The 18,322-nt window shown below is 55.6% G+C and carries 15 protein-coding genes, 1 tRNA gene, 3 rRNA genes and 1 pseudogene; 13 read left to right on the top strand and 7 right to left on the bottom strand.

Annotated features, from left to right (window positions below; genetic code table 11):
• Positions 1 to 156: 156 nt before the first annotated feature.
• Both csrD and ABLU50_RS06385 read right to left on the bottom strand, forming a co-directional pair.
• Positions 157 to 2,097: an RNase E specificity factor CsrD gene (csrD, locus tag ABLU50_RS06390; protein WP_004206243.1), complete on the bottom strand. Its 1,941-nt coding sequence runs from the start codon at positions 2,095 to 2,097 to the stop codon at positions 157 to 159.
• Positions 2,098 to 2,176: 79 nt separating this feature from the next.
• Positions 2,177 to 2,368, bottom strand: coding sequence for a hypothetical protein (locus tag ABLU50_RS06385; RefSeq protein ID WP_032429221.1), 192 nt, complete (start codon positions 2,366 to 2,368; stop codon positions 2,177 to 2,179).
• Positions 2,369 to 2,599: 231 nt separating this feature from the next.
• On the opposite strand from ABLU50_RS06385, the gene msrP reads away from it, so the two are divergent.
• The 10 genes and pseudogenes from msrP (at position 2,600) to fis (ending at position 11,066) form a co-directional block, all read left to right on the top strand.
• Positions 2,600 to 3,601 (top strand): protein-methionine-sulfoxide reductase catalytic subunit MsrP, encoded by a 1,002-nt coding sequence (msrP, locus tag ABLU50_RS06380; protein WP_017899937.1) that lies wholly within the window; start codon positions 2,600 to 2,602, stop codon positions 3,599 to 3,601.
• Positions 3,601 to 4,200, top strand: coding sequence for a protein-methionine-sulfoxide reductase heme-binding subunit MsrQ (msrQ, locus tag ABLU50_RS06375; protein WP_023319225.1), 600 nt, complete (start codon positions 3,601 to 3,603; stop codon positions 4,198 to 4,200). Before msrP ends, msrQ begins: the two co-directional genes overlap by 1 nt.
• 232 nt (positions 4,201 to 4,432) lie before the next feature.
• Positions 4,433 to 4,885: a type II 3-dehydroquinate dehydratase gene (gene aroQ / locus ABLU50_RS06370; RefSeq protein ID WP_004206246.1), complete on the top strand. Its 453-nt coding sequence runs from the start codon at positions 4,433 to 4,435 to the stop codon at positions 4,883 to 4,885.
• A 22-nt stretch (positions 4,886 to 4,907) separates the two neighbouring features.
• Positions 4,908 to 5,375 carry an acetyl-CoA carboxylase biotin carboxyl carrier protein gene (gene accB / locus ABLU50_RS06365; RefSeq protein ID WP_004206250.1) on the top strand — a complete coding sequence of 156 codons (468 nt, stop codon included), beginning with the start codon at positions 4,908 to 4,910 and terminating at the stop codon, positions 5,373 to 5,375.
• A gap of 10 nt (positions 5,376 to 5,385) precedes the next feature.
• Positions 5,386 to 6,735: an acetyl-CoA carboxylase biotin carboxylase subunit gene (gene accC / locus ABLU50_RS06360; RefSeq protein WP_004174096.1), complete on the top strand. Its 1,350-nt coding sequence runs from the start codon at positions 5,386 to 5,388 to the stop codon at positions 6,733 to 6,735.
• A 110-nt stretch (positions 6,736 to 6,845) separates the two neighbouring features.
• On the top strand, positions 6,846 to 7,088 hold the full coding sequence (locus ABLU50_RS06355; RefSeq protein ID WP_004206253.1) for a DUF997 family protein: 243 nt from the start codon (positions 6,846 to 6,848) through the stop codon (positions 7,086 to 7,088).
• Positions 7,078 to 8,529, top strand: a complete 1,452-nt coding sequence (panF, locus tag ABLU50_RS06350; protein ID WP_087833191.1) for a sodium/pantothenate symporter — start codon at positions 7,078 to 7,080, stop codon at positions 8,527 to 8,529. Before ABLU50_RS06355 ends, panF begins: the two co-directional genes overlap by 11 nt.
• An 11-nt stretch (positions 8,530 to 8,540) precedes the next feature.
• Positions 8,541 to 9,422 (top strand): 50S ribosomal protein L11 methyltransferase, encoded by an 882-nt coding sequence (gene prmA / locus ABLU50_RS06345; RefSeq protein ID WP_004144971.1) that lies wholly within the window; start codon positions 8,541 to 8,543, stop codon positions 9,420 to 9,422.
• A gap of 357 nt (positions 9,423 to 9,779) precedes the next feature.
• Positions 9,780 to 10,788: pseudogene (dusB, locus tag ABLU50_RS06340) on the top strand (tRNA dihydrouridine synthase DusB).
• Positions 10,770 to 11,066 carry a DNA-binding transcriptional regulator Fis gene (gene fis / locus ABLU50_RS06335; protein ID WP_000462905.1) on the top strand — a complete coding sequence of 99 codons (297 nt, stop codon included), beginning with the start codon at positions 10,770 to 10,772 and terminating at the stop codon, positions 11,064 to 11,066. The pseudogene dusB and the gene fis overlap by 19 nt, the downstream one beginning before the upstream one ends.
• Positions 11,067 to 11,150: 84 nt before the next feature.
• Here fis and envR read toward each other — a convergent pair whose 3' ends face one another.
• Positions 11,151 to 11,804: an acrEF/envCD operon transcriptional regulator gene (envR, locus tag ABLU50_RS06330; protein ID WP_087833192.1), complete on the bottom strand. Its 654-nt coding sequence runs from the start codon at positions 11,802 to 11,804 to the stop codon at positions 11,151 to 11,153.
• Between the two features lie 375 nt (positions 11,805 to 12,179).
• Between envR and ABLU50_RS06325 the strand changes: the two genes are divergently transcribed.
• From ABLU50_RS06325 to ABLU50_RS06315, 3 genes are all read left to right on the top strand, one after another.
• The gene (locus ABLU50_RS06325) at positions 12,180 to 13,319 is read left to right on the top strand and encodes an efflux RND transporter periplasmic adaptor subunit (protein ID WP_087833193.1); all 1,140 of its coding nucleotides are present in this window, start codon (positions 12,180 to 12,182) and stop codon (positions 13,317 to 13,319) included.
• A 12-nt stretch (positions 13,320 to 13,331) separates the two neighbouring features.
• Complete coding sequence (locus tag ABLU50_RS06320; RefSeq protein WP_087833194.1) at positions 13,332 to 16,442, top strand: efflux RND transporter permease subunit; 3,111 nt, start codon at positions 13,332 to 13,334, stop codon at positions 16,440 to 16,442.
• 293 nt (positions 16,443 to 16,735) lie between these two features.
• Positions 16,736 to 16,957, top strand: coding sequence for a membrane protein (locus ABLU50_RS06315; RefSeq protein WP_004206262.1), 222 nt, complete (start codon positions 16,736 to 16,738; stop codon positions 16,955 to 16,957).
• 220 nt (positions 16,958 to 17,177) lie between these two features.
• Here ABLU50_RS06315 and rrf (ABLU50_RS06310) read toward each other — a convergent pair.
• The 4 genes from rrf (ABLU50_RS06310) to ABLU50_RS06295 all read right to left on the bottom strand — a co-directional run.
• Positions 17,178 to 17,293: ribosomal RNA gene (gene rrf, locus ABLU50_RS06310) — 5S ribosomal RNA — on the bottom strand.
• 38 nt (positions 17,294 to 17,331) lie between these two features.
• A tRNA-Thr gene (locus ABLU50_RS06305) sits at positions 17,332 to 17,407 on the bottom strand.
• 14 nt (positions 17,408 to 17,421) lie between these two features.
• Positions 17,422 to 17,537: ribosomal RNA gene (gene rrf / locus ABLU50_RS06300) — 5S ribosomal RNA — on the bottom strand.
• Between the two features lie 94 nt (positions 17,538 to 17,631).
• Positions 17,632 to 18,322, bottom strand: a 23S ribosomal RNA gene (locus tag ABLU50_RS06295); the annotation flags it as partial.

Below are 18,322 nucleotides of genomic sequence, written 5' to 3'. Positions count from 1 at the left end.
CATTGCTGAAATCTTCAGCAGCGCTCCACGCCTGAATTTGTAACCTGTCAAAGGAGGGTCACTGGCATTTACATTGCGATGATCCGGCAGGTAGACAAGCACACCCCCTTCACGATGGCGCGCGTTATTCTACGTGAAATCACGCTAAACGGCAGATCAAACCGAGTATCTTTGCGAATATTTTTTCACATTTGTGTCAAGTGGCTGTGAGGCGGCAAAAAATTCCCCCTGCCCGCCCGTGACACCGCATTGGGACAGTACCAGCCACTCGCTGCGGCTGCGTACGCCCGTCGCAAAAACTTGCATAGGCATGCCTTTACAGGCTTCCACCAGGCTTTGCACCAGCAGCTGGTTCTCGCTGCGCTTTTCGATGTTGCGCGCCAGCCCCGGATGCAGTTTGATCAGCTCCGCATCCAGCTGCTTGATCCAGCTAGTTCCCACCAGGGTTAACCCTGCCTGAACCACCGCCACCCGAACGCCAAGCGCGTTAACCAACCGCATAACCGGCTGCAGACGGCCGATATATTGACAAACATCTGCCTCAGCAAGTTCAAAAATAATCCGCTGACGCTGCGATTTTTCACACTGCATCAGAGCATCACGCAGCCAGCGCTGGAATCGCGGACGGATCAGCGACTCCACCGACAGCTGGAGCGCCAGATTCTCCTCGGGCCAGAAGCCTAAAAATGGCAGCAGGCGCGTCACCTGCAGGCGGTCATACTCCTCCGCCAGGCCAAACTGCAGCACCATCGGCATATACTCGGCGGCGATCACCTCTTCCTTACCGTCGTACATCCGCGACATCAGTTCACGGTGATGCACCCGGCCATCGCGAGTGACGGCGGGTTTCTGATACAACCGCGGCCCGCCGCGGCTCAGCATCTGTTCGATCAGCGTCCGCCAGCGAACGTTGCCGCGGCCTTTCTCCGGAAGGGTATCGTCATAGACCGACCAGCTGTTGCTGCCCTGCAGCACCGCGTTGCGCGTTGCTGCTTCAGCATGTTCCATCACTTGCGCCGCCGATTGTCCACTGCGGAAAGAACAGATGCCGATATGCATCATATCGTCACGATCGAGAATGCGCGTCGGAGGCAGCGCGTCCATGGCCTTCAGCAACAGTCCGGCGATGCTATCCGCCTCTTTTAACGTGCGGTGCGGCAGCAGCACGGCGAAGTCGCTACGGTGATAGCGGGCCAGCAGCGCGCCAGGGTAACGCATAATAAAGGTAGAGAGCAGGTTGATTAGCGTGAAGTAATGTTCTTCGGCCGCCGCTCGTCCCCAGTTGTCCCGCAGCAGATCAAACTCCGGCAGACGGATCATCATCACGATGCCGTACGCCCCCACCTTCTCCTGATCTTCCAGCAGCGTGGCCAACTGATTGTCAAAAAACAGGCGATTGTTCAGCCCGGTTTTGGAATCCTGTGCCGCATAGGAGCGAATCAGCGTATCCATCCGGCTGCGCTGATCGCTGGCGAATTGCAGCTCCGACAGCAGCATATCCAGCGCGCTACTGGTGCTGGCAGGCCATTCATAGACTGACCCGCGCACCTGCGGCCCGCGCTCGCCGCTCAGGATGCGCGTGGAACGAAGCTCAAGCAGCTCCTGACCTGCCAGCTGGCGGCGTATCCAGCGGACGGCGAAGAAAATAATCACCACCATGAAGCCGATGGAGATCGACAGCGGGGCGGTGATTGACAGCGAACGGAAATAGTTCACCATCGGGTCAACGTAGACCAGATGCAGGGTGATACCGGGATGTTTCAACGACGGGACCGTGATCTCACGGAATTGCTCATGACTGCCCAGCGGGCGGTAGCTGTCGGTTCGGGAGTGGCTGTAGAGCGGTTTACCGTTAAGCATGAAATCGATATGCACGATCTCTATCGGCGTCATCAGCTCATCCAGCTGCGGCTCAAGCTTATCAAAAGAGGTGGTGATGAGCCGGTTATCCAGCATGGTCGCCACCGCCTGAACCCGGTTTTCGACCTTGTTCTCAATGCCGTTGTAAAAACTCAGCGAAGCGCCAATCAGCGTGACAAAGATGGTCAGGCTAGTTAGCAGCGTGATAAAGGCTGAGAACTTCGTCGTTAATCGCATCCCTGTGTTAACTCCGCGAGTGAATGACTGCCCGATGAACCATCAGGCTCCCGTGCCGGCGCGCGCCTTGACGCTAGCATTAACCTTTTAAAGCGCGACGCATACTATCAAAGATGGCGAGTCTGGCAATGGAATGCGTATTATCGGCGAAAGTATGCCGATAGCGAGTATAGTCGGCAGAAAAAATTTGCCAATCGCCGCCCGCCTGCGGCCTGCGCCAGAAGCGCTTTAATTTTAGACGCTGGATGGCAAACCCGCGCCAGCGGCGCACATTATTGCTAATTTTCCATCCTGCCAGCCTCCCGCCCGCTTTTTTCCCCTGCTAAAGATGCCGGGTCAGGCGCGTTAAAGGAAACGTCTTGCGCCACTTTCCGATGATTCCTGGACGACCGCGCCCCAGCTTCGGCGGTGGCGAATGCGCCTAATGTGCAATTTTTCGTGACATATTCGCGATTCATCGCCGCCTCCGTCATGCTTAGGGAAACGCATGACGGAGGACACTATGAAAAGAAAAAAACTGACGGAAGCCGACGTCACGGCCGAATCCGTTTTTATGCTCCAGCGGCGCCAGGTGCTGAAAATGCTGGGCATCAGCGCGACCGCCCTTTCGCTTCCCGCCGCCGCACAGGCCGACCTGCTGGACTGGTTTAAAGGCCACGACCGTCCGCCAGCCCCGGCGGGCAAGGCCCTGGACTTTGCTAAACCCGCTGAATGGCAGGCTAACCTGACGCTTACTCCGGAAGATAAAGTCTCCGGCTACAATAACTTTTATGAATTCGGCCTCGATAAAGCCGATCCGGCGGCGAACGCGGGTAGCCTGCGCACCGATCCCTGGACGTTGACCATCGGCGGTGAGGTGGCGAAGCCGCTGACCCTTGACCATGACGATCTGACCAAACGCTTCCCGCTGGAAGAGCGTATTTACCGTATGCGCTGCGTGGAAGCCTGGTCGATGGTGGTCCCCTGGGTCGGCTTCCCGCTGCATAAGCTGTTGGCGCTGGTGGAGCCCACCAGCAACGCGCGCTATGTGGCCTTCAAAACCCTCTATGCCCCGGATCAAATGCCCGGGCAGAAAGATCGGTTTATCGGCGGCGGGCTCGCTTACCCTTACGTGGAGGGGTTGCGGCTGGATGAAGCGCTGCACCCGCTGACGCTGCTCACCGTCGGGGTGTATGGCAAAGCGCTGCCGCCGCAAAACGGCGCGCCGGTCCGCCTTACCGTGCCGTGGAAGTACGGTTTCAAAGGCATTAAATCCATCGTCAGCATTGAACTGACCCGCGAGCGGCCACCGACCACCTGGAACCTCGCGGCGCCGGACGAATACGGCTTCTTCGCCAACGTCAATCCGCACGTCGATCACCCCCGCTGGTCACAGGCTAGCGAGCGGTTTATCGGTGCCGGCGGCGTGCTCGATGTGAAACGTCAACCGACGCTGCTGTTTAACGGCTATGCCGACGAGGTGGCGTCGCTGTATCGCGGCATGAATCTGCGGGAGAACTTCTAGTGCGTTTCACCGTCAAACAGATCGCCTGGTTGAAGGTTTTACTTCATCTGGCGGGGTTTTTGCCGCTGGTCTGGTTATTCTGGGCCGGGCACCAGGGCTACTTTAGCGCCGATCCGGCCAAGGATATCCAGCATTTTACCGGCAGGATGGCGCTGAAGTTTCTGCTGGCGACGCTGCTGGTCTCCCCGCTGGCGCGCTACGCGAAACAGCCATTATTGATTCGCGTTCGCCGCCTGTTAGGTTTATGGTGTTTCGCCTGGGCGACCCTGCACCTGACCAGCTATACCCTGCTGGAGCTGGGCATTAACAATCTGGCGCTACTGGGCTCGGAGATTATCAACCGCCCCTATCTGACGTTAGGCATGGTCAGTTGGGCTATCCTGCTGGCGCTGGCGGCGACGTCGACGCAGGCGATGCAGAGAAAACTGGGCCGCCGTTGGCAAATTTTACACAACTTCGTCTATCTGGTGGCGATCCTCGCGCCGATTCACTACCTGTGGTCAGTGAAGATCCTATCACCGCAGCCCATCATTTATGCCCTGCTGGCAGTCGCGCTCCTGGCATGGCGTTACAAGAAGTTTCGCCAGTGGTGGCGCTGAATCCGGTAATGTGCAGTTTCCCGCAGATCCTTTATCAACCGCGACTCTTTTTAAGATAGCGGTTGATAATCTTCCCTGATAAGACCAGTATTTAGCTGCCAATTGCTACGAAATCGTTATAATGTGCGACTTTGGCTTTCCTGACAGGGTTTTCTGACCCTGAAAAGGTGACAAGGGCGCATTGAAGGTATATGTTGTTTTTTACCCGAAAATGGCAGGAGATGGCCACACGATGGCAGACAAGTTTCACATTTTGCTTTTGAATGGTCCAAACATTAACATGCTCGGTACCCGCGAGCCAGAGAAGTATGGATCTCTCACGCTGGCTGAGATTGTTAACCATTTAACATCTGAAGCAGCGGCGCTGAATGTGAGCCTGGATCACCTGCAGTCCAACGCGGAGCATGCGTTAATTGACCGAATTCATCAGGCTAAAGACAACGTGGACTATATCCTGATTAATCCGGCCGCGTTCACGCATACCAGCGTAGCTATCCGTGACGCGTTGCTTGCCGTGAACATCCCGTTTATCGAGATTCACCTGAGCAATGTGCATGCACGCGAACCCTTCCGCCAGCATTCGTATCTGTCAGATATCGCCGCTGGCGTTATCTGCGGACTGGGGGCGGACGGCTATTCATACGCTTTACAGACGGCGGTAAAACGCCTGTCACAATCACACTAAACAAAGAGTACGGAACCCACTCATGGATATTCGTAAGATTAAAAAACTGATCGAGCTGGTTGAAGAATCAGGTATCTCCGAACTGGAAATTTCTGAAGGCGAAGAGTCTGTTCGCATCAGCCGCTCTGCACCGGCCGCAAGCTATCCGGTTATGCAGCAGGCTTATGCTGCGCCGATGATGCAGCCTCAGGCACCTGCCGCTGCGGCTGCCGCGCCAGCTGCAGCAGCAGAAGCGCCGGCAAAAGCGGAAATCAGTGGTCACATCGTACGTTCCCCGATGGTTGGTACTTTCTATCGTACGCCAAGCCCGGACGCGAAAGCGTTTGTGGAAGTTGGCCAGAAAGTTAACGTGGGCGACACCCTGTGCATCGTCGAAGCGATGAAAATGATGAACCAGATCGAAGCCGACAAAGCCGGCGTGGTGAAAGCCATTCTGATCGAAAGCGGCCAACCGGTAGAATTCGACGAGCCGCTGGTAGTTATCGAGTAACGAGGCGAACATGCTGGATAAAATTGTCATCGCTAACCGTGGCGAGATCGCACTGCGCATCCTGCGTGCCTGTAAAGAACTGGGCATCAAGACCGTTGCTGTGCATTCCACCGCGGATCGCGATCTAAAACACGTATTGTTAGCGGATGAGACGGTCTGCATCGGTCCGGCTCCGTCCGTAAAAAGCTATCTGAACATCCCGGCTATCATCAGCGCCGCTGAGATCACCGGCGCGGTAGCAATTCACCCGGGGTATGGCTTCCTCTCTGAGAACGCCAACTTTGCTGAGCAGGTTGAGCGCTCCGGCTTTATCTTCATCGGCCCGAAAGCCGACACCATCCGCCTGATGGGCGACAAAGTGTCCGCGATCACCGCCATGAAAAAAGCCGGCGTCCCGACCGTACCCGGTTCTGACGGCCCGCTGACCGACGACATGGACGCTAACCGCGCCCATGCCAAACGCATCGGCTATCCGGTGATCATCAAGGCCTCCGGCGGCGGCGGCGGTCGCGGTATGCGCGTTGTGCGCAGCGACGCTGAACTGGCCCAGTCCATCTCCATGACCAAAGCGGAAGCCAAAGCGGCTTTCAACAACGACATGGTCTACATGGAGAAATACCTGGAAAACCCGCGTCACATCGAAATTCAGGTGCTGGCGGACGGTCAGGGTAACGCTATCTATCTGGCTGAACGTGACTGCTCCATGCAGCGCCGTCACCAGAAAGTGGTCGAAGAAGCGCCGGCGCCGGGCATCACCCCGGAACTGCGTCGCTACATCGGCGAGCGTTGCGCGAAAGCCTGTGTCGATATCGGCTACCGCGGGGCGGGTACCTTTGAGTTCCTGTTCGAAAACGGCGAGTTCTACTTCATTGAAATGAACACCCGTATCCAGGTAGAGCATCCGGTAACTGAAATGATCACCGGCGTTGACCTGATCAAAGAGCAGCTGCGTATCGCAGCCGGTCAGCCGCTGTCCATCAAGCAGGATGAAGTGGTGGTTCGCGGCCATGCGGTGGAATGCCGTATCAACGCCGAAGACCCGAACACCTTCCTGCCGAGCCCGGGTAAAATTACCCGTTTCCACGCGCCGGGCGGCTTTGGCGTGCGCTGGGAGTCCCATATTTACGCCGGTTACACCGTACCGCCGTACTATGACTCCATGATCGGCAAACTGATCTGCTACGGCGAAAGCCGTGACGTGGCGATTGCCCGCATGAAGAATGCGCTGCAGGAGCTGATCATCGATGGCATCAAGACCAACGTCGATCTGCAGATGCGCATTATGAGCGACGAGAACTTCCAGCATGGTGGCACCAACATCCACTATCTGGAGAAAAAACTCGGCTTGCAGGAAAAATAATTCTGCATTCTCAGCAAAAGGCCGGATTTTCCGGCCTTTTTTCTTTTTCTCTCTCCTCATCTATACCATGCGGTACAATCCCCGCTTTCTTCATCCTCAAGGGACAAAAAATGGACAAACGCTTTGTTCAGGCCCACAAAGAAGCGCGCTGGGCGCTGTGGCTGACCCTTCTCTATCTTGCCGCCTGGCTGGCCGCCGCCTATCTGCCGGGGGTGGCTATCGGTTTTACCGGCCTGCCCCACTGGTTTGAAATGGCCTGCCTGCTGGTTCCGCTGCTGTTTATTCTGCTGTGCTGGGCGATGGTCAAACTGGTTTTTCGCGACATTCCTCTGGAGGACGATGATGCAGTTTGAGGTCATTATTCCCCTGATCGCCTATCTGGTGGTGGTGTTCGGCTTATCCCTTTACGCCATGCGAAAACGCGCCTCAGGAAGCTTTCTGAATGAGTACTTTCTCGGCAGCCGCTCGATGGGCGGCTTCGTGCTGGCCATGACGCTAACCGCCACCTATATCAGCGCCAGCTCATTTATCGGCGGACCCGGCGCCGCCTATAAATACGGCCTGGGCTGGGTGCTGCTGGCAATGATCCAGCTTCCCGCCATCTGGCTGTCGCTGGGCGTACTGGGAAAAAAATTCGCCATTCTTGCGCGCCGTTACAACGCCGTCACCCTCAATGACATGCTGTTTGCGCGCTACCAGAGTCGTCTGCTGGTCTGGCTGGCCAGCCTGAGTCTGCTGGTAGCCTTCGTTGGCGCCATGACCGTCCAGTTTATCGGCGGTACCCGCCTGCTGGAGACGGCTGCGGGTATTCCCTACGATACCGGTCTGCTGATCTTCGGCATCAGCATCGCGCTGTATACCGCTTATGGCGGCTTTCGCGCCAGCGTGCTCAACGACACCATGCAGGGCATGGTGATGCTGATCGGCACGATCGTGCTGCTGGTGGGGGTGATCCACGCCGCCGGCGGGATTGGCCATGCGGTAGAGACCCTGCAGTCGATCGATGTCAAGCTGGTGTCCCCTCAGGGGGCGGAAGATATCCTCTCGCCAACCTTTATGGCCTCGTTTTGGGTGCTGGTCTGCTTCGGCGTGATAGGCCTCCCGCATACCGCCGTGCGCTGTATCTCCTACAAAGACAGCAAAGCCGTGCATCGCGGCATCATTATCGGCACCATCGTGGTGGCGATCCTGATGTTTGGCATGCACCTGGCCGGCGCGTTAGGTCGGGCGGTGATCCCTGACCTCACCGTACCGGATCTGGTGATCCCGACGCTGATGGTCAAAGTGCTCCCGCCCTTTGCGGCAGGGATCTTTCTGGCCGCGCCGATGGCGGCGATTATGTCGACGATCAATGCCCAGCTTCTGCAAAGTTCCGCTACGATCATCAAGGATCTGTATCTGAACTGGCGTCCGGATCAGGCGACTAACGAAAAGCGGCTAAAACGCATGTCCGCCGGCATTACGCTCCTGTTGGGTGTCCTGCTGCTGCTCGCGGCCTGGCGGCCGCCGGAGATGATTATCTGGCTGAACCTGCTGGCCTTCGGCGGCCTGGAAGCCGTCTTTCTGTGGCCGCTGGTGCTGGGCCTGTATTGGGAACGTGCCAACGCGGCTGGCGCGCTGAGCGCGATGATCGTGGGTGGTGTACTGTATGCCGTACTGGCCACGCTGAAAGTGCAGTTTCTCGGCTTCCATCCGATCGTTCCCGCGCTGCTGCTGAGTTTACTGGCGTTTGTGGCAGGGAATCGTTTCGGCCGTCCCGCACCACAGCCACCTATTTTGACTACTGATAAATAAAGAGTTTTGCTATGCCATGGATCCAACTGAAACTAAATACCACCGGCGCGAACGCTGAAGATCTTAGCGATGCGCTGATGGAGGCCGGATCGGTCTCGATCACCTTCCAGGATACGCACGATACGCCGGTATTTGAGCCGTTGCCCGGGGAAACCCGGCTGTGGGGCGACACCGACGTGATCGGCCTGTTCGATGCCGAAACCGATATGAAAGCGGTCGTTGCCCAACTGGAGCAGCACCCGCTGCTGGGCGCCGGATTCGCGCATAAGATCGAGCAGCTGGAAGATAAAGACTGGGAGCGGGAATGGATGGATAACTTCCATCCGATGCGCTTCGGTGAGCGGCTGTGGATCTGCCCGAGCTGGCGCGACGTTCCGGATGAAAATGCCGTCAACGTGATGCTCGATCCGGGTCTGGCCTTCGGTACCGGCACGCACCCGACGACATCCCTGTGCCTGCAGTGGCTCGATGGACTCGACCTCAACGGAAAAACGGTCATTGATTTCGGCTGCGGTTCCGGCATCCTGGCGATTGCCGCGCTGAAGCTGGGAGCCGCAAAAGCGATCGGCATTGATATCGACCCGCAGGCTATTCAGGCCAGCCGCGATAACGCGCAGCGTAACGGCGTCTCTGAGCGTCTGGAACTCTATCTTCCTCAGGACCAGCCCGAGTCGATGAAAGCCGACGTCGTGGTCGCCAATATCCTGGCTGGCCCGTTACGTGAGCTGGCGCCGTTAATCAGCGTCCTGCCCGTTTCAGGCGGTTTGCTGGGGCTTTCCGGCATCCTTGCCAGCCAGGCGGAGAGCGTCTGTGAAGCCTACGCCGATCTCTTCACCCTTGACCCGGTGGTCGAGAAAGAGGAGTGGTGCCGGATCACCGGCCGGAAAAACTAAGTGCAATGCGGCCTGTGGGCCGCATTTTTGTTTCCAGTAGCCACCAAATAATGCCAGGAAATGAGAGGCAGATCGCACTACAGAGCACTTTTTTGACTATAAAAACAGCGTTTTATATCGCCTGGTAGCGAGTTTGTCTAAGAAAAATCGAGAAGTTTTATGATTTTATAAATGGACACAAATTATCCATCAGCCATTAAATCAATGATTAATATAAGTATTTATTCATCCCTTTTACGTTAGTCCCGGATTCATTGATCTGCAACAGAGGATTGCTCAAAGTTTGGCCTTTCATCTCGTGCAAAAAATGCGTAATATACGCCGCCTTGCAGTCACAGTATGGTCATTTCTTAACTCATGCGCATCGGACACCACCAGCTCAGAAATCGCCTGATCGCAGCGCCCATGGCTGGCATTACTGACAGACCATTCCGGACGCTGTGCTACGAGATGGGAGCGGGTTTAACCGTTTCCGAGATGATGTCCTCTAACCCACAGGTGTGGGAGAGCGACAAGTCCCGTTTACGGATGGTGCATATTGATGAGCCCGGTATTCGTACCGTGCAAATCGCCGGTAGCGTGCCGGAAGAGATGGCTGCCGCCGCGCGGATTAACGTGGAAAGCGGCGCCCAGATTATTGATATCAATATGGGATGCCCGGCGAAAAAGGTGAATCGCAAGCTTGCAGGTTCAGCCCTCTTGCAGTACCCCGACCAGGTGAAGTCGATCCTGACGGCGGTCGTGAATGCGGTGGACGTTCCTGTGACTCTCAAGATTCGCACCGGTTGGGAACCGGAACACCGTAACTGCGTAGAGATTGCCCAACTGGCCGAAGAGTGTGGCATTCAGGCTCTGACTATTCACGGACGCACCCGCGCCTGCTTGTTTAACGGAGACGCTGAGTACGACAGTATTCGGGCAGTTAAGCAGAAAGTTTCCATTCCGATTATCGCGAATGGCGACATTACTGACCCGCTTAAAGCCAGAGCTGTGCTCGACTATACAGGGGCTGATGCCCTGATGATAGGCCGTGCAGCTCAGGGAAGACCCTGGATCTTTCGGGAAATCCAGCATTATCTGGACACTGGAGAGCTGCTGCCCCCGCTGCCGCTGGCAGAGGTCAAGCGCTTGCTTTGTGCGCACGTTCGGGAATTGCATGACTTTTATGGTCAGGCAAAAGGGTACCGAATCGCGCGTAAACACGTCTCCTGGTATCTTCAGGAACATGCTCCAGATGACCAGTTTCGGCGCACATTCAACGCCATTGAGGATGCCAGCGAACAGCTGGAGGCGTTGGAGGCATACTTCGAAAATTTTGCGTAATAGAAATAAAGAGCTGACAGAACTATGTTCGAACAACGCGTAAATTCTGACGTACTGACCGTTTCTACCGTTAACTCTCAGGATCAGGTAACTCAAAAGCCCCTGCGTGACTCGGTTAAACAGGCACTGAAGAACTATTTTGCTCAACTGAACGGTCAGGATGTGAATGACCTGTATGAGCTGGTACTGGCTGAAGTTGAACAGCCCCTGTTGGACATGGTGATGCAATACACCCGTGGTAACCAGACCCGCGCTGCCCTGATGATGGGCATCAACCGCGGTACGCTGCGTAAAAAACTGAAAAAATACGGCATGAACTGATACTAGTCAGTTGCTTGCTTGATATAAAAGGCGCTCTTCGGCATGGGGAAGCGCCTTTTTTATTACCTGCGACAGCGGGACACATCACTGATTTACCGCCCGCAGTACCGGCGCCTCCGATACATGAGCAGCGCAGATTACCGCCATAATATTATCCACCAGCGCAGGCGCCTGCTGATAAAGATCGAAACGTTGCGGATCGAGCAGCCAGTTTTTAATCAGTCCGGAAAAGGCGCTGTGTAAAACAATTAATATCACTTCAATATTTGTTTCGGCTGGCAATATATTGTTACGCACACAGCACTGAAGCATGCCGCCAATCAGCGAATAATTAAAGCCAATCCGCTGGCGAATTTCGTTTTCCGAAAGCATATCATTGGCAAACTCGCAGCGCTGATAAAGAATTTGCATCAGCGCGCGCTGGCGAGGATTCGCAGCAATATAGCGGAGCCCGGTAATAAACCGCTCGCGCAATGCATTTAACGGCTCCTGTTCATTCTCTGTTACGAGGCTATGCTGAATCAAATCCCTGAGCGGTGGCTGCTGCTGCCACATTTCATTAAACAGCTCAGTCTTACTGGCAAAATGCCAGTATACGGCGCCGCGGGTCACTCCCGCCGCATCAGCAATATCCGTCAGGGTTGTGTTGGTCACCCCCCGCAGGGCGAACTGCTGGATCGCGGACTCAATCAGGAGCTGCCGCGTGCGTAGCGCCTCTTCTTTCGTTTTTCTAGCCATACAAGCCCCTTCCCGTCAGACAGGTTATTCAGGATTTTCTGAAGATCGCTTAACCTAACATTTGCCATGGAATATTTTTTAGCAAAAATGCAGACAAGTTAATTCTGAAGCTGTCGCCAAATAAATTACCCAAAATAATATTAATAAATAACCCATTCACTGAATTGATGTCTATTTATTAAGTTTTACAATTGAGGTAAATAGCAAAAAAATCCTGCGCGCTTTTTTGTTTTTGCGTGCCTTGCTGATTGCTCAAAAATAAGTATCCCTTACATCCAGCGGCGTTTATTTGTAGGATGGCAAACTGCTTTTTAATTCCCTCTTTCTTTCACAGATTCGCCGCCGAATTTGGCACGCAATCTATAAGGAACCGCCATGACAACTCACGCCAGAGTGACACTTTTATCCGGTTTAATTATCTCGGCCTTATTGCTTACCGGCTGCGATAATTCGGACAACCCGCAACCCCATGCCCAGGCTCCGCAGGTGACGGTCCATGTCGTGAACAGCGCGCCGCTGTCGGTCACCACCGAACTGCCAGGCCGAACTTCAGCTTTTCGCGTGGCGGAAGTCCGCCCTCAGGTAAGCGGAATCATCCTGAAGCGTAACTTTGTTGAAGGAAGCGATGTCGAAGCAGGCCAGTCGCTCTATCAGATCGATCCGGCAACCTACCAGGCGGCGTGGAACAGCGCCAAGGGCGATGAGGCTAAAGCCGAAGCCGCAGCCGCCATCGCCCACTTAACGGTGAAACGCTACGTTCCGCTGCTGGGCACCAAGTATATCAGTCAGCAGGAATACGATCAGGCGGTGGCCATCGCCCGCCAGGCCGACGCTGACGTCATCGCCACCAAAGCCTCCGTGGAAAGCGCCCGCATCAACCTGGCCTACACCAAAGTGACCTCTCCCATTAGCGGACGCATCGGTAAATCGAGCGTCACCGAGGGAGCGTTGGTCACCAACGGTCAGTCGGATGCCCTGGCTACCGTCCAGCAGCTCGATCCGATCTACGTCGACGTGACGGAATCCAGCAATGACTTCATGCGCCTTAAGCAGGAAAGCCTGCAACGCGGCGGCGACACCAAAAGCGTTGAGCTGGTGATGGAGAACGGTCAGGCTTATCCGCTTAAGGGTTCGCTGCAGTTCTCCGACGTGACTGTCGATGAAAGTACAGGTTCAATTACCCTGCGCGCTATCTTCCCTAACCCACAGCATGTCCTGCTGCCGGGAATGTTCGTTCGCGCCCGCATCGATGAAGGCACCGATCCGCAGGCCATCCTGGTGCCTCAGCAGGGGGTGACCCGTACGCCGCGGGGCGATGCCTCCGTCATGCTGGTGAATGACAAAAACCAGGTTGAAACCCGTCAGGTGGTAGCTTCCCAGGCCGTGGGCGATAAGTGGCTTATCACCAGCGGGCTGAAGCCGGGCGATAAGGTGATTATCAGCGGCTTACAGAAAGTCCGTCCAGGCGTCACCGTTAAAGCAGAAGCGGAGCGTGCGGCACCGGTCGCACAATAAGGATACCCAGCCATGTCTAAGTTTTTTATCCATCGACCAGTCTTTGCCTGGGTGCTGGCGATCATCATGATGATTGCCGGAGGTCTGGCCATTCTGCAGTTGCCGATAGCGCAGTATCCGACGATAGCGCCCCCTGCGGTGGCGATCTCCGCCACCTATCCCGGTGCGGATGCCCAGACCGTGCAGGACACGGTCACTCAGGTTATTGAGCAGAACATGAACGGTATCGACAACCTGATGTATATGTCGTCGACCAGCGATTCCGCCGGCTCAGTAACCATCACGCTTACCTTTAAGTCCGGCACCGATCCGGATATCGCCCAGGTGCAGGTGCAAAACAAACTGCAGCTGGCCACCCCGCTGCTGCCTCAGGAAGTCCAGCAGCAGGGTATTAGCGTAGAAAAGTCCAGCAGCAGCTTCCTGCTGGTGGCCGGCTTTATCTCTGATAACCCGGTCACTACCCAGGACGATATTTCCGACTATGTCGCCTCTAATGTTAAAGATCCCATCAGCCGCCTCAACGGTGTGGGCGATGTCCAGCTGTTTGGCGCACAGTACGCCATGCGCATCTGGCTGGATGGCAACCTGCTGAACAAATACAACCTGACGCCAGTGGATGTCATTAATGCGCTGCAGGTTCAGAACGATCAGATCGCCGCCGGCCAGCTGGGCGGTACGCCAGCGCTAAAAGGCCAGCAGCTCAATGCGTCGATCATTGCCCAGACGCGGCTTAAAGATCCGCAGGAGTTTGGCAAGGTCACGCTGCGGGTCAATGCCGATGGCTCTGTCGTCCATCTGAAAGATGTCGCCCGCATTGAGCTGGGCGGAGAGAACTACAACGTCGTCGCCAGAATTAACGGTAAGCCCGCCTCTGGTCTGGGTATTAAGCTTGCGACCGGCGCCAACGCGCTGGATACCGCCACGGCGATTAAAGCGAAGCTGGCCGAACTGCAGCCTTACTTCCCCCAGGGAATGAAGGTGGTCTATCCGTACGATACGACCCCTTTCGTTAAAATCTCTATTCACGAAGTGGTCAAAACGCTATTTGAAGCGATTATTCTCGTCTTCCTTGTCATGTATCTGTTCCTGCACAACATGCGCGCAACGCTCATTCCGACCATTGCCGTGCCCGTCGTGCTGTTGGGCACCTTCGCCGTACTGTCGATGTTTGGCTACTCCATCAACACCCTGACGATGTTTGGCATGGTGCTGGCGATAGGTCTGCTGGTCGATGACGCTATCGTAGTAGTGGAAAACGTTGAGCGCGTGATGGTTGAGGAAAAACTCTCGCCAAAAGAAGCGACGGAAAAGTCGATGTCGCAGATCCAGGGGGCGCTGGTGGGTATCGCCATGGTGCTCTCTGCGGTATTCGTGCCGATGGCCTTCTTCGGCGGTTCCACCGGCGCGATTTATCGCCAGTTTTCGATCACCATCGTTTCCGCCATGGCGCTCTCCGTGCTGGTTGCCCTGGTCCTGACGCCAGCGCTCTGCGCCACGTTGTTAAAGCCGTCCTCGGTCGAACACCATGAGAAAAAAGGCTTCTTCGGCTGGTTTAACGCCCGCTTTGACCAGAGCGTTAACCACTACACCAACAGCGTCAGCGGTATTTTGCGTGGAACCGGCCGTTACCTGGTGATCTATCTGCTGATCGTCGTGGGAATGGCCGTGCTGTTTATGCGTCTCCCGACATCCTTTCTACCCGATGAAGACCAGGGGGTCTTCCTGACCATGATCCAGCTGCCCTCCGGCGCCACCCAGGAGCGGACACAGAAAGTGCTGGATACCGTGACCGACTACTATCTGCATAACGAGAAGGCTAACGTCGAAAGCGTCTTTACCGTTAACGGCTTCAGCTTCAGCGGTCAGGGACAAAACTCCGGCATGGCGTTTGTCAGCCTGAAACCCTGGGAAGCGCGCAGCGGTGATGAAAACAGCGTGGAGTCCATCATCAAGCGAGCCACCGTGGCCTTCAGCCAGATCAAAGACGCCATGGTTTTCCCGTTCAACATGCCTGCCATTATTGAGCTGGGTACCGCCACCGGCTTCGACTTTGAGCTGATCGACCAGGGCGGGCTAGGTCATACCGCCCTGACGCAGGCGCGCAATCAACTGCTGGGCATGGTGAAACAGCATCCGGATCAGCTGGTGCGGGTACGGCCTAATGGGCTTGAAGATACGCCGCAGTTCAAACTGGATGTCGACCAGGAAAAAGCACAAGCGCTGGGCGTATCGCTCTCCGATATCAATGAAACGATATCAGCCGCGCTGGGCGGGTACTACGTCAATGACTTTATTGACCGTGGTCGCGTCAAGAAAGTGTACGTCCAGGCTGATGCCCATTTCCGTATGCTGCCGAGCGACATTAACAATATGTATGTTCGTAGCGCCAATGGCGAAATGGTCCCGTTCTCCGCCTTCGTCACTTCGCGCTGGATTTATGGCTCGCCGCGTCTGGAACGCTACAACGGTTTACCCTCCATGGAAATCCTCGGTGAAGCCTCGCCGGGTAAAAGTACCGGGGAAGCCATGGCGCTGATGGAAGCGCTGGCCAGTAAGCTGCCGAGCGGCATTGGTTACGACTGGACCGGGATGTCTTACCAGGAACGCCTTTCCGGCAACCAGGCTCCCGCGCTTTATGCCATCTCGCTGATTGTCGTCTTCCTGTGCCTGGCGGCGCTGTATGAGAGCTGGTCGATTCCATTCTCAGTCATGTTAGTGGTTCCGCTGGGGGTGATCGGCGCGCTGTTAGCCGCCACGCTGCGTGGGCTGAATAATGACGTGTACTTCCAGGTAGGCCTTCTGACCACGATCGGTTTGTCGGCGAAGAACGCGATCCTGATCGTCGAATTCGCCAAGGATCTGATGGAGAAGGAGGGGAAAGGGATCATTGAAGCAACCCTGGAGGCATCGCGGATGCGCCTGCGACCCATTCTGATGACCTCTCTGGCTTTTATTCTCGGAGTCATGCCGCTGGTGATTAGCCATGGTGCCGGCAGCGGGGCGCAGAATGCGGTAGGTACCGGCGTCATGGGCGGGATGCTAACCGCGACACTGCTGGCGATCTTCTTTGTTCCGGTCTTCTTTGTGGTCGTCAGACGACGTTTTACCCGGCACGCTGAATAACCCGGCCTGGTTTTAAAGGCGCCCCCTGCGGGCGCTTTTTTTTCGCCTGGCATATTAGCAACCCGCTCAGCTTCCCGCTACCTGACAACCTCTATCGCGTGCGGCAGCGCGGGGAGACGATCTTTCTCTCCATCTTTTCTGCATATTCCCCTGCTTATCTTCACGATATTTACGTGGCTCATATATTGAGATGATTTCGGCATCCGGGCCGGACAATCCGCGGTGATAAAATAAGCCATTCCGTTCTGCACTGGCTTTCAGTACAACCCTGCGGATTATCCAGAGGTAATATCATGAAAAAGTATTTAATCGTGGCGCTGCTGGCCTCTCTGCTGGCAGGCTGTGCCCATGACTCTCCCTGCGTGCCGGTTTATGACTCGCAAGGCCGCTTAGTCCACACCAATACCTGTATGAAGGGCACAACAGAAGACAACTGGGACACGGCAGGCGCGATCGCCGGGGGAGCCGCCGCGGTAGCCGGCCTCACGTTAGGGATCGTCGCACTGACCCGCTAATTCACCCCCGACCAGCAGATACTGGGGCTAGCGTCGAACCTGTATCTGCTCTTCTGCGCATCATCCACATGACAACCGGGCAAATAAACTCTCTGTCCCTTGCTGCATTACGAGCAAATCGACTTTGACGGGTTTCCCCCTGGTGGCAGGACTGTTTATCAACAGATAACACAAAAGCAGAAGGCCCAGTCTTTCGACTGGGCCTTCTGCTTTATTTGATGCCTGGCGATTCCCTACTCTCACATGGGGAGACCCCACACTACCATCGGCGCTACGACGTTTCACTTCTGAGTTCGGCATGGGGTCAGGTGGGACCGCCGCGCTATTGTCGCCAGGCAAATTCTTTACAACGTGCCGAACTTTAACCTAAAAAGTGGTGCTGATACCCAGAGTCGAACTGGGGACCTCACCCTTACCAAGGGTGCGCTCTACCAACTGAGCCATATCAGCACGCTAAATTTGATGCCTGGCAGTTCCCTACTCTCACATGGGGAGACCCCACACTACCATCGGCGCTACGGCGTTTCACTTCTGAGTTCGGCATGGGGTCAGGTGGGACCACCGCGCTAGTGCCGCCAGGCAAATTCTGTTTTATCAACACGTCCTGCGGACGCATCGACTAATCTGTATCAGCTGAAAATCTTCTCAAACCGCCAAAACATCTTCGGCGTTGTAAGGTTAAGCCTCACGGTTCATTAGTACCGGTTAGCTCAACGCATCGCTGCGCTTACACACCCGGCCTATCAACGTCATCGTCTTTAACGTTCCTTCAGGAGACTTAAAGTCTCAGGGAGAACTCATCTCGGGGCAAGTTTCGTGCTTAGATGCTTTCAGCACTTATCTCTTCCGCATTTAGCTACCGGGCAGTGCCATTGGCATGACAACCCGAACACCAGTGATGCGTCCACTCCGGTCCTCTCGTACTAGGAGCAGCCCCCCTCAATTCTCCAGCGCCCACGGCAGATAGGGACCGAACTGTCTCACGACGTTCTAAACCCAGCTCGCGTACCACTTTAAATGGCGAACAGCCATACCCTTGGGACCTACTTCAGCCCCAGGATGTGATGAGCCGACATCGAGGTGCCAAACACCGCCGTCGATATGAACTCTTGGGCGGTATCAGCCTGTTATCCCCGGAGTACCTTTTATCCGTTGAGCGATGGCCCTTCCATTCAGAACCACCGGATCACTATGACCTGCTTTCGCACCTGCTCGCGCCGTCACGCTCGCAGTCAAGCTAGCTTATGCCATTGCACTAACCTCCTGATGTCCGACCAGGATTAGCTAACCTTCGTGCTCCTCCGTTACGCTTTGGGAGGAGACCGCCCCAGTCAAACTACCCACCAGACACTGTCCGCAACCCCG

The organism is Klebsiella sp. GG_Kp173, assembly GCF_040062415.1.
Classification (GTDB): Bacteria; Pseudomonadota; Gammaproteobacteria; order Enterobacterales; family Enterobacteriaceae; genus Klebsiella; species Klebsiella quasipneumoniae.
Note: the sequence above shows the minus strand (reverse complement) of the source record. Positions and strands in the feature narration are given on the sequence as shown.